Consider the following 12288-nt stretch of genomic DNA (forward strand, 5'->3'; position numbering starts at 1 on the left):
GGTTGTTTGGGTTGTATCCGTAAAATAAATTTGTTATGATAATGAACAGGAAAAGTTGCAAATTACAGTGATAAAGTGAGGGACAGATTATGAAAATAGTTTTTTTAGATGTAAAAACAATTGGAGAAGATATTGATCTTTCTGGATTTGACAGGCTTGGTGAAGTCGTAAAATACGATTTTTCTACATCAGAAGAAGTAACGGAAAGAGTTCAGGATGCAGATGTGATTATTTTAAATAAAGTACAGGTCAATGAGCAGACGATTGGAAAAGCAGAGAAGTTAAAGCTGGTATGCGTGACGGCAACGGGGACCAACAATCTGGATAAAGAATATCTGGAAAAAAGAGGAGTTGCATGGAGAAATGTAGCTGGCTATTCGACAGAAACGGTGGCACAGCACACTTTTGCAATGCTTCTCTATCTGCTGGAAAAGATACGTTATTACGATGATTATGTAAAAGAAGAGCGTTACATCAATGATACAATATTTACGCATTTTGCAGAGCATTTTACGGAGATCAGTGGCAAAACCTGGGGGATCATAGGCCTGGGAACAATTGGCCGGAGAGTTGCGGATATCGCAAAAGCATTTGGAGCACAGATTATTTATTACTCGGCATCAGGGCGTCCGGCGCAGGAAGGTTACGAACAGGTAGATCTGGATACATTGCTTGCAAAATCTGACATTATATCCGTTCATGCACCGTTAAATGAACATACAGAGGGCTTAATGGATAAAGCAGCATTTGCAAAAATGAAAAAAACCTGTATTTTCCTGAATCTCGGACGTGGTCCGATCGTAGTCGAGCAGGATCTGTATGAGGCACTTGAAAATGACGAGATAGCTGCAGCCGGACTTGACGTACTTTGCCAGGAGCCGATGAGTGAGACGAATCCGCTGCGAAAAATAAAAGATAGCAAAAAACTGCTGATTACACCACATGTAGCATGGGCGAGTGTAGAAGCAAGGACAAAGCTGATGGGGATAATACTGGGACAGGTAAAAGAATATTTTCAAATTTAAGAAACCGGAGTTGGCGCATGGATTTTAGTGATATGCGGCAACTCCGGTTTTGTTTAAAATATTCGTTTACTTGTAAAGAGTCACAAACTGTCCAATCTGTCCGTCAAAAGAGGTATTGAGACAAAGCTGATCCAACAGATCTTCATCGACAATATAACCAAGATGGCAGGTGATGGTCTGTCCTTTTTCAAGACTGGTGAAAAAGTAATGATGGTCAGAGTTGTCGGAGCATACAGAGGCATCAAAATAAATTGGATAATTGATAACATCTTTGTATGTTGGATTATCGAACAATGCATTGTTATAATATCCGTCTGGATTTTCGGACGGAATGGTCAGATCATAATTTACACAGGATTCCGTATCGGAAAAAGGATTGTCGGATGGATTTGTAATCTCAAGAGTTACATATAATAATTTTCGATGAATCTGTGCAGTACCTGTTTGTGTATTGAGCGAGTCGGTTCCATTTCCGACCTGAATAATAGCACGATTATATGATATAAGATCTCCGTTGTCGTTAATCGAACCATCTGGAAGATTTTTACCATTATCAGTAAAGAAATCTGCGTTAAGTGAACGGATATTATCAAAAGCTTCTACTTTTTTAACAGTCATCTGATAGCCACAGGTTTCGTCGGTCCAGGTATCATTTACTTTAAGCCAGGTAGTCTGTAGTGCTTTTGGTGCAGCTGCATCTTCAGCTAATTCCGTTTTAAGTTCGGACAAAGAACCTGCAAAGGTAGCGTCAGAATCTGTAGCAGGCGTAAGTGTCACACCAGAAGCAATCTTTTTCGCTTCTTCATTGGTGATTGCATTTCCCATATTGATTTCAACAATATAGCCTGAATCCTGGAAGACGACGTAGGCATCCTTATCAAAGACTCCAGAAGAGTCGAAAGTCATCAGAACCGCATCATTTCCATTGGCATTAAATTCTTCACGAGAAGTCATATAGGAGTGCGAAAATGTAAAATCATCGGTATCCATCTTGTAGAGAGAAAATACAGTACCATGTGAAGAAGATTCTGTATCAGAAGGGACATAGTACTTGTCAGGTCCACGGTCTGAAGCAGCAATACTTCCATCAGGTAAATAAGTTGGAGTCAGCTTTACCGGAGAAAATACAGTATCTTTTGAGGTAGTCGTTAGAGAAAGATCACCGCTGTATGTTCCGGTACTGTTGTAATGCATTTGAAGCAGTCTGTCAGCTGCATATGCGGTTGCGGGAAGGAGGGAAAGGGCAACGATGGCAGCGGCAACACGGTAAAGATGGTTTCGATGCCGGTTATGTTCACTTTCCGAGACAGCATGCAGTAAGTTCTGCTTTTTTCGGTTATAGTTATCGGAAAAAGTGTGATCCATATTCATAGAATCAAATTCTTCAAGGCTTATTTGGTCAAATTTTTTGTTTTGCATACATATCATCTCCTATGATCAATCTGAGTTTTTTCAATGCTCTTTGCTGACGTTTCCGAACCAGAGATTCGCCGATTTCAAGGACGGAAGCTGTTTCTTTTACCGAAAGCTGGTGTACACAGCGGAACAGGATCACATCGCGATAAGAGTCGGGAAGTTTTCCAAGGATCTGCTCAAGGACAGAGTCACCGGCAAGACGGCTGACCAGCTTCATAATATCATCACGCTCATCAGCAAAATCCATATCTTTGATTGGAACCGTTGCATTGGACGTTATTTGATTTTTCCGGTACTGATCGAGGGAAGCACTTTGAATCGTCTGAAGAACATAGGACCGTGTTTTTTCATCTTCCAGATCCCGAAGCTTTCGTATATTCTTAAGCAACCGTACAAAAGCATCCTGCACCGCATCTTCAGCCTGCCACTCATTCCTCAGAATCGAAAAAGCCACCGCATACATCTTCTGCTCATACAACTCATACAATCGTTCCAACTTCTCACTGTCAGAAAACTCACGCATATAAAAATAACACCTTCTTTCATATCTTTATTGAACGTTCTATAAATAAAGACGAAATACAACCCTGAAATGTGACACTTTGAATAAAATATCCATTTAATGTAAAAAACAACAGCATAAAAATAAAGCTACATAACATAAAACTGAATAACCTGCAATATGGACATCCTAACCAAAAAAATTCACTTGAGCCTGGAACTCTTATCCATATATAAAACTTTTCGACAGTACAAGAAGAAATAATACAATAGGGATCACAGACATTTGCAGGAATCCTAAGCATCTTAGTCTGTAGCAGATTTGCGTTAGTAAGAAAAATGACACTGTCTGAGCGCCAGCGAGTTTGTCATTTTTCTTACTGCTTTTAGCAAATTTACTACAGACCTAGATGCTCTTGGATTCCGAAACGTCTGTGATCCCTATTGTATTATTTCTTCTGTCCGTCAGACAACCCTTTACATCTCCGCGTATAATTTCACAAGCTCAACTGCGATATCCACAGCCTTGTCCATTCCTTCTGCCGTGATGTGTTCATATGGTCCATGGAATGCATGTCCCCCTGTTCCAAGGTTCGGGCAAGGAAGTCCCATAAAGCTGAGCTGGCATCCGTCTGTGCCGCCACGGATCGGAAGCACAAGCGGTGCAACACCCGCATTTTCACAGGCTTTCTTTGCATTCTCAATCAGATGCATGCATCCGGCAATAATCTCAGCCATATTCTGGTACTGGTCAGTAATCATAAGCTTCACAGTGCCTTCTCCCCATTTTTCATTGAGGTTCTTTTCAATATGGCGAAGAGTTTCTTTTCTGGCTTCAAACAGATTCTTGTCATGATCTCTTACAATATAATGAAGCTCTGCTTTTGCCACATCTCCACTCATACCGGTCAGATGGTAGAATCCTTCATAATCCTCCGTTTCACGTGGGATTTCAAGTCCTGGAAGCATGTTATTGATTTCAGCGGCAACCAGGCACGCATTGATCATCGTATCCTTGCTGGAACCGGGATGCACAGCAAAGCCGGTAATTTCAAAATCTGCCTTGCATGCATTGAAATTTTCATACTGAATTTCGCCTTCGGTATCGCCATCCAGAGTGTAGGCAAACTGTGCACCAAATTTTTCCACGTTAAAATGATCAGTTCCACCACCGACTTCTTCATCTGGTGTAAAAGCGATTGAGATCGGTCCATGAGGAATATTTTCTTTGATCAGTGCTTCAGCCATGGTCATGATCTCGGCAACTCCGGCTTTATCATCGGCACCAAGAACAGTTGTACCGTCTGTTGTGATCAGGGTGCGTTCGGCAAGAGATGGAAGATGCGGGAAATCTTTTACGGTAAGGGTACGTCCGCTTGTGCCAAGCGGCAGATCACCGCCATCGTAGTTCTTGTGTACGACCGGGATGATGTCATGGTCACAGTAATCGGAAACGGTATCCATGTGTGCGATAAATCCGATAGATGTTTTATTCTCGTATCCCGGTGTGGCAGGAATCTTTCCATATACATAACAGAATTCATCCAGACTTACGTCAGAAATCCCTAGGGCAGTCATCTCATCTGCCAGAATACGTGCCAGGTCGAACTGACACTGGGAAGAAGGAGAAGTCGTACTGTGTTCATCACTTGGAGTACGGACTACTACATAATTTAAAAGTCGTTCATATGCTCTCATAATAAAACCTCTTTTCATTAACATTTCTTATCCGAGTATAGCATTTTGCAGGTGAATATGCAATTGTGGCAGCAGGTTCTTTTTTGGTGTGAAATTTAACATAACGTAAGAAAAAACCAAGGGATGAAAATGTGAAAATTTTTGAAAAATGAAAAAGTAAAAAATAAAAAATTGCACAAAACAAAGAAAAAAGTTTGAAAAACAGCAAAAATATTGGTTAAAAAAGATGTGATTTTGGTTAATCTTGATAATTCATGAGTGCTATAATACAGCTGTAACAAGGAAATAGGTACTTTACCAGAAGTCAGTGATTGGAGGAAAAGATAAATGAATACTTTAAAAGCTGAAAAAAGAAACATGCAGACAAAAGCCAAAAAACTCAGAAGAGAAGGTTATGTAACCGGCAATGTATTCGGACGTGAGATTGAAGGCTCCATTCCGGTACAGATGACACAGAAAGAAGCGGAAAAGTTCCTGAAAGCTAATGGCAAAGGAAGCCAGATCATGCTGGATTTGGACGGAGAGCAGATGGATGTGCTGGTAAAAGAAGTCGATTATGATTCTATGGGTTCAAAAGTACTTGAAATAGATTTTCAGGCACTGGTAAGTGGAGAAATGGTACATTCTGTAGCAGAAGTTGTGATCCACAATCAGTCAAAGGTTGTCACAGGTGTTGTGGAGGAACTGCTTGGTGAAATTGAATACAAAGCACTTCCATCTGCACTTGTTGAAAAAGTAATTGTTGACGTTGGAGATTTGAAAGTTGGAGAAACCATTAAAGTCAAAGACCTTGACATTGCAAAGGATAAAGATGTCAAACTGATCACAGATCCGGAAGCAGATGTAGCAGGTGTGGCTGCCGTTCATAATGATGTTCCGGAAACAGATGAGGAAGAAACAGCAGCTGAATAAAAAGATTTTGTAAAAAAGGCGGACGCTTTGCAGAAAGAACTGCAAAGTGCCCGTTTTTTACTTCATAGAAAATCCCGAAGGAACTTCCTATGAAACAAAAGGCACTGCGTGCTGGAGATGCACATTCTTTCTATTTAATGAAATTCCTAATCCCATTTTTCAGCAGGAAATTATAACGGAATATTTACATAAAATCAGGAATCTTTATACAATCTTTATACTAAAAATACTATCATTGATTTACAAAACAGGAGAGGAAAAACAGTGAGAGGAAGGAAAGGTTATGTTCGAGATTGAGAGTATTATTTTATTTACAGGGATCCTGAGCTTTCTGCTGATCGCCGGATTGCATCTGATGCGTGAACTCGACATTTTTCTGAAGAAGGATAAAAAAGAGAGAGAGGAAGAAAGATATAGAGGAGAAAGGAAACGAAACAAATGACAGTAATATATAAAAAGATGACACAGACACAGATGATTGTTGTCGGGTATTTGTTGTTGATCCTTTTGGGAAGTATTCTCTTAATGCTTCCGGTTTCATCAAGGGATGGAAATATGACATCTTTTGCAGATGCATTATTTACCTCGACATCCGCATCCTGTGTGACTGGGCTGGTTGTACAGGATACATATCTGCACTGGTCTTTTTTTGGACAGCTTATCATTTTGATCCTGATCCAGATCGGCGGTATGGGATTTATGACAATTGGTGTCTGTGTGGCGATTCTGTTAAGAAGAAAGATAGGGCTTAAAGTCCGTGGAATTTTGCAGGAGAGTATCAATAGTATTCAAATTGGTGGAATTGTAAAGCTTACGAAGAAGATTATAAAAGGAACACTTTTTTTTGAAAGCATTGGAGCTGTATTGCTGATGATCCGGTTTATTCCGGAATTCGGAATAGGAAGAGGAATCTGGTACGGGATCTTTCATTCTATATCAGCCTTTTGCAACGCCGGGTTTGACCTTATGGGAGAAAATGGTGCCTATCAGTCACTGATCAGATATTCGGATGACTGGCTGGTAAATACAGTGATCATGCTGCTGATTATAATCGGTGGAATCGGTTTTTTGGTGTGGGATGATCTGTCTGTGAAAAAATTTCAATGGAAAAAATATCATCTGCATACAAAGATTGTATTATCAACAACAGGTTTTCTGATTATAGGAGGAGCAGTTTTATTCCTGATACTGGAAAAAAATAATGTACTGGCAGGGATGCCTGTGAAAGAACAGATACTCTGTTCTTTATTTCACTCGGTGACAGCCAGAACGGCAGGATTTAATACAACCGATACAGGAGCGTTGACGGAAGGCAGTAAACTTGTTACTATGATTCTGATGTTCATAGGAGGAAGCCCGGGATCTACAGCAGGTGGAATTAAGACGACAACCGTAGTGGTTCTTATTGTATTTGTGCGTGCAAATCTGATGGAAGCAGCCGGTTGTAATGTATTTAACAGAAGACTGGATGAAACTGCGATCAGAAAGGCCAGTGTTGTAATGTGTACGAATTTGTTCCTTATACTAACAGGAACGATCTTCATGGAAATTATGCAGCCGTTTTCTTTGTCGGATGTGATGTTTGAAGTCTTTTCTGCAATGGGAACAGTGGGAATGTCTGCGGGAATCACAAGAGATGTATGTATGGCATCAAGAATGGTGCTGGTATTTCTGATGTTTTGCGGAAGAATAGGAAGTCTGACATTTGCGCTTTCATTGAAAGGGCACAGACATGAAGCACCGATCCGGAAACCGGTAGAAGAAATTACGATAGGATAGAATAAGGAGTAGAAAATGAAATCAGTATTGATTATTGGACTTGGAAGATTTGGTCATCATCTGTGTATTGATATGGCAAATCGGGGAAATGAGGTAATGGTCATCGATAAAGATGAGAAAAAGACACCGGATTTGTTGGAATACGCAACAGCAGTACGGGTAGGGGACTGTACAAATGAAGAAGTATTAAGAAGTCTTGGAGTAGGAAATTTCGATCTTTGCTTTGTGTGCATCGGATCAAATTTCCAGAGCAGTCTGGAGATAACAAGCCTGGTAAAAGAGCTTGGAGCCAAACATGTTGTCAGTAAGGCAAACAGGGATATCCATGCAAAATTCTTATTGAGAAATGGAGCGGATGAAGTCTTTTATCCGGATCGGGATATTGCAGAGCGACTGGCTGTAAAATACAGTGCAAATCATGTTTTTGACTATTTTGAACTCAGTAAGGATTATTCGATTTTTGAAATCCAGCCGAAGGCTGCATGGATCGGGCGGACGATAGAAGAAGCGGATATAAGGGCAAACTATCATATAAATGTATTTGGAATAAAGAAAAATACAGAGGTGGTGGTCCTTCCGAGAGCGGATTATGTGATGCATGAGAAGGATCATCTGCTTGTAGTAGGTCTTACAAAGGATATTGACCGTCTGCTTGCAAGTATAAAATGATGAATGATGGGGGAAAGAAAATGACAAAAAAGAGAGTAAAATATATGGTGCAGTCGATTGCGATCATGGCGGTTGCAACATTTTTGTCTTTTTTTCTCCAGAGTTATGGAATTCGAAAAGAAAATATTCTGATGATCTATATTGTGGGTGTACTGGTCATAACAGTTACAACTACCGGTTATCTGTATGGAATGATGGCTTCTGTATGCAGTGTGCTGCTGTTTAATTATTTTTTTACAGTGCCGGTGCATACATTTGCGATGACGGATCAGAATGATGTGGTACGTCTGGTATTTTTCCTTATCACAGGATTCATTTCCGCAAGTATTATGGTACGATTTCATAATCAGGTGCGTATTGCAGAGGAAACAAGGGCACAGATGGAAAGAGAAAAGCTGAAAAGCAATATGCTGAGAAGTATATCCCATGATTTCAGGACACCTTTGACCGGAATTATGGGAGCTGCAGGACTCTTAAAAGAGGCGGATGAGTTGGATGCCGGAGTCAGAAAGGAACTGGCAGGAGAGATACAGGAGCAGTCTGTATGGCTGATGCGCCTGATGGAAAATATTTTGAATATGACAAAGCTGGAAAGTGAAGAATTTGAGATCCGGAAAAACCAGGAAGTAGTGGATGATCTGATCTATGAAGCCGTATCACATATCATAGGACTCCGGGAAAAGAGGAGGTTTGAAATTAAACTTCCGTCGGAGCTGATTGTTGTAAATGTAGATGGAAAACTGATGGTCCAGGTGCTGGTCAATCTTCTGGATAATGCGATGAAGCATACAGGGGAAAATGGATGGATCTGTATAGAAGCCAGATATGATGCAGGGAAAGTGTGGATCAGTGTAGAAGATGACGGAGACGGGATTCAGGAAGATCTGAAAGAAAATATTTTTGACGAATTTGTTACAAGGTCAGATGAAAAAGGGGACAGACAAAGAGGAATTGGACTGGGACTGGCTATATGTAAAGCGGTAGTAAATGCACATGGTGGAAATATTTGTGCAGAGAACAGAAAAGAAGGCGGAGCAAGGTTCATGTTCTGGTTGGAGGCAAGGCAGGTAAGTACAGATGGCAGATAAGCATAAAATTTTAATTGTGGAAGACGATAAATATATTATTAACTTTATCTCGATGAGTCTTAAGAAAGAAGACTATGATTATGTGATTGCGAAGACATGTGGAGAAGCAAATGCACTGTTCTATGCAAACAGACCAGATATGATCATTCTGGATCTTGGACTTCCGGATGGTGACGGGATTGAGATTATAAAAAATGTAAGAGAAATCTCGAAGATACCGATCATTGTGGTCAGTGCAAGACAGGAAGAGGAAGAAAAAATACAGGCACTGGATCTGGGGGCAGATGATTATGTGACAAAACCGTTTTATATGGGCGAACTGCTGGCCAGAATCCGCGTGGCGCTCAGAAAGAGTAACCAGATTCCGGAGGAAAAGAAAGAAAAAATCTTTCAGTGTGATTATCTGAAAGTGGACTGGGAAAAACATCAGGTATCGATAGATGGGAAAGAAGTTCATCTGACTCCGATGGAATATAAAATTTTGAAACTATTGATCGACAACAGGGGAAAGGTACTGACACATAATTATATTCTCGGTCAGATCTGGGGCAGTGCACAGGGAGTAGAAGCAGCCAACCTGAGGGTATTTATGGCAGCACTGCGAAGGAAGATAGAAAAGGATCCCGGAAATTGCAGATTTATTCTGACAGAAATCGGAGTAGGGTACCGGTTTAGAGAGGCTACGGAATAAAACAATTTGCAGACGATGAAATTAGTTAGAAAAAACGAATGTTATTCTTGAATGACTACCTACAGGACTGATATGATAATGATATAAATTATCAATAAATGGTTTTGCCAAAGGAGACAGATAGAGGAATGACATTAAAAGAATTACAAGTCGGAAAGACAGCTACGATTCTTTCCGTAGGAGGAAATGGTGCACTCAGGCAGCATTTTCTGGATATGGGATTGATCCAGGGAACAGAAGTAACGATTGTAAAGTATGCGCCGATGGGGGATCCGGTTGAGATCAGGATCCATGGTTATGAACTTACGATCCGTCTGGAGGATGCCGGACAGATTGAAATTACGCCGGCCCATGAGCCGCATTATAAGAAGAAGGAAGGCAGACAACCGTTAGGAGATGCACAGCATCCGGGGTATGGAGAAGCAGGCATTTTTCATGAGAAGAAAACAGAGCATCCGTTACCAGAGAATACGACACTTACGTTTGCATTGGTTGGAAATCAGAATTGTGGAAAAACAACGCTGTTCAACCAGCTGACCGGATCGAATCAGCATGTGGGAAATTTCCCAGGTGTTACGGTTGACAGAAAAGACGGTGTGATCAAGGAACATCCCAATACCCGTATCACCGATCTTCCGGGAATTTATTCTATGTCTCCGTATAGCAGTGAGGAAATTGTTACAAGAGAATTTCTGCTTCAGGATAAACCGAAAGGAATCATCAATATTGTAGATGCAACCAATATTGAACGGAATATGTATCTGACGATGCAGCTTATGGAACTTGAGATCCCAATGGTTGTTGCACTGAATATGATGGATGAGATGCGTGTGAACGGTGGCTCTGTGCGTGTGAATGAGCTGGAAGCATTTCTCGGAGTACCGGTTGTACCAATCTCGGCAGCAAAGGGAGAAGGAATTGCGGAACTGGTAGAACATGCACTGCATGTCGCAAAATATCAGGAAGCACCGGAGGAAGTGGATTTTTGCTCTGCTGAAGGTCAGGAAAGTGCGGTTCACAGATGCATTCATGCGATCATGCATCTGATTGAAGATCATGCAAAGGAAGCAGGGATCCCGGTCAGATTTGCAGCAAGCAAACTGGCAGAGAATGATGAGCTTGTCCTGGAAAAATTAAAGCTGAGCCAGAATGAAAAGGAACTTCTGGAACATATCAATCTGCAGATGGAAGAAGAATGCAAGGTAGACCGTTCATCGGCAGTAGCGGGAATGCGTTTTAACTATATCCAGCGTGCCTGTGAAGATACGGTCTTAAAGCCACATGAGAGCAGGGAGCGGGTGCGAAGCAGGAAGATTGATCAGGTTCTGACAGGAAAATATACCGGGATTCCGGCATTTATCGCAATTATGGGACTGGTATTCTGGCTCACATTTAATGTGATCGGAGCATTTTTGCAGGATCTTCTGCAACAGGGAATTGACCAGGTGATTGTAGCCTGCAGTCAGGCACTGGATGCGGCAGGAGTCAATGGCGTATTAAAGTCACTGATTGTAGATGGAATCTTTCAGGGGGTTGGAAGCGTGCTGAGTTTCCTGCCGATCATTGTTACACTGTTCTTTTTCCTTTCGATGCTGGAGGACAGTGGATATATGGCAAGGGTTGCGTTTATTATGGATAAACTTTTGCGAAAGATTGGTCTTTCCGGAAGAAGTATTGTACCGATGCTGATCGGATTTGGATGTACAGTACCGGGAGTTATGGCGAGCCGGACACTTTCTTCAGAGCGTGATCGTAAAATGACGATTATGCTGACTCCGTTTATGAGTTGTTCAGCAAAACTTCCGATCTATGCATTCTTTACAGCGGCGTTTTTCCCGGGGAAGGGTGCAATTGTAATGATTGGTCTCTATTTCTTCGGAATCCTGATGGGAATCCTTACTGCACTTGCAATGAAAGGGACGATGTTCAAAGGAGAACCTGTTCCGTTTGTTATGGAGCTTCCGAATTATCGTATGCCGGGAGCGAAAAATGTTGGTCAGCTTCTCTGGGAAAAAGCAAAGGACTTCCTGCAGAGAGCATTTACCGTTATTTTTGGTGCAACGATCGTGATCTGGTTCCTGCAGAGCTTTGATCTGCATCTGAATATGGTGACAGATTCACAGGCAAGTATCCTTGCAACGGTAGCAGGTATGATCGCACCTGCATTCATTCCACTTGGATTTGGTGATTGGAGAATATCAACGGCACTGATTTCCGGATTTATGGCAAAAGAGAGTGTTGTCTCCACTCTTTCGATTTTGTTTGGGTCAACAGCAGCACTGACAGCGGTGATAAATACAGCCGGTGCAGCAGCACTTTTGATTTTCTGTCTTTTGTATACACCGTGTGTGGCAGCGATTGCTTCTATTAAAAGAGAACTTGGTGGTAAATGGGCGATCGGTGTTGTGATCTTTCAGTGCGTGATTGCATGGGTTGCTGCATTTATTGTGCATGGAATTGTATGTTTGTTTTAAAACAAAAACTTCTGGAAACAGGAAAACTGCTTCCA

The 12288-nt window shown here is 41.4% G+C and carries 11 protein-coding genes; 8 read left to right on the forward strand and 3 right to left on the reverse strand.

All coding sequences use genetic code 11. The features are described 5' to 3' along the window. Positions 1 to 89: 89 nt before the first annotated feature. A complete protein-coding gene (locus tag PGQ33_RS06335) occupies positions 90 to 1025 on the forward strand; it encodes a D-2-hydroxyacid dehydrogenase (RefSeq protein ID WP_118198516.1) in 936 nt (311 codons plus the stop codon). 66 nt (positions 1026 to 1091) lie between these two features. On the opposite strand, the gene PGQ33_RS06340 is transcribed toward PGQ33_RS06335, so the two are convergent. The 3 genes from PGQ33_RS06340 to pepT all read right to left on the reverse strand — a co-directional run bounded on the left by PGQ33_RS06340 (position 1092) and on the right by pepT (position 4640). Continuing rightward, positions 1092 to 2444, reverse strand: a complete 1353-nt coding sequence (locus PGQ33_RS06340; RefSeq protein ID WP_181988890.1) for a DUF4367 domain-containing protein — start codon at positions 2442 to 2444, stop codon at positions 1092 to 1094. Further along, a complete protein-coding gene (locus tag PGQ33_RS06345) occupies positions 2425 to 2964 on the reverse strand; it encodes an RNA polymerase sigma factor (protein ID WP_118217458.1) in 540 nt (179 codons plus the stop codon). Before PGQ33_RS06345 ends, PGQ33_RS06340 begins: the two co-directional genes overlap by 20 nt. Before the next feature lie 455 nt (positions 2965 to 3419). Continuing rightward, a complete protein-coding gene (pepT, locus tag PGQ33_RS06350) occupies positions 3420 to 4640 on the reverse strand; it encodes a peptidase T (RefSeq protein ID WP_270205479.1) in 1221 nt (406 codons plus the stop codon). A 327-nt stretch (positions 4641 to 4967) separates the two neighbouring features. Here pepT and PGQ33_RS06355 point away from each other — a divergent pair, with 327 nt between their 5' ends. The 7 genes from PGQ33_RS06355 (at position 4968) to feoB (ending at position 12253) form a co-directional block, all read left to right on the forward strand. Next, on the forward strand, positions 4968 to 5552 hold the full coding sequence (locus PGQ33_RS06355) for a 50S ribosomal protein L25 (RefSeq protein WP_118217460.1): 585 nt from the start codon (positions 4968 to 4970) through the stop codon (positions 5550 to 5552). A gap of 283 nt (positions 5553 to 5835) precedes the next feature. Next, positions 5836 to 5994 (forward strand): hypothetical protein, encoded by a 159-nt coding sequence (locus PGQ33_RS06360; RefSeq protein ID WP_008374277.1) that lies wholly within the window; start codon positions 5836 to 5838, stop codon positions 5992 to 5994. Further along, the gene (locus tag PGQ33_RS06365) at positions 5991 to 7331 is read left to right on the forward strand and encodes a TrkH family potassium uptake protein (RefSeq protein ID WP_117556823.1); all 1341 of its coding nucleotides are present in this window, start codon (positions 5991 to 5993) and stop codon (positions 7329 to 7331) included. The genes PGQ33_RS06360 and PGQ33_RS06365 overlap by 4 nt, the downstream gene beginning before the upstream one ends. Before the next feature lie 15 nt (positions 7332 to 7346). Then, positions 7347 to 8000, forward strand: coding sequence for a potassium channel family protein (locus tag PGQ33_RS06370; protein WP_117556825.1), 654 nt, complete (start codon positions 7347 to 7349; stop codon positions 7998 to 8000). A gap of 20 nt (positions 8001 to 8020) precedes the next feature. Next, positions 8021 to 9088, forward strand: a complete 1068-nt coding sequence (locus PGQ33_RS06375) for a sensor histidine kinase (protein ID WP_227084649.1) — start codon at positions 8021 to 8023, stop codon at positions 9086 to 9088. Beyond that, a complete protein-coding gene (locus PGQ33_RS06380; RefSeq protein WP_118198520.1) occupies positions 9078 to 9779 on the forward strand; it encodes a response regulator in 702 nt (233 codons plus the stop codon). The genes PGQ33_RS06375 and PGQ33_RS06380 overlap by 11 nt, the downstream gene beginning before the upstream one ends. A 128-nt stretch (positions 9780 to 9907) precedes the next feature. Beyond that, entirely contained in the window at positions 9908 to 12253 is a 2346-nt protein-coding gene (feoB, locus tag PGQ33_RS06385) for a ferrous iron transport protein B (RefSeq protein WP_270205480.1), read from the forward strand. Positions 12254 to 12288: the final 35 nt, after the last annotated feature.

The sequence above is a fragment of the Coprococcus sp. AM100_B19A genome, assembly GCF_027662015.1.
Classification (GTDB): Bacteria; Bacillota; Clostridia; order Lachnospirales; family Lachnospiraceae; genus Allocoprococcus; species Allocoprococcus comes.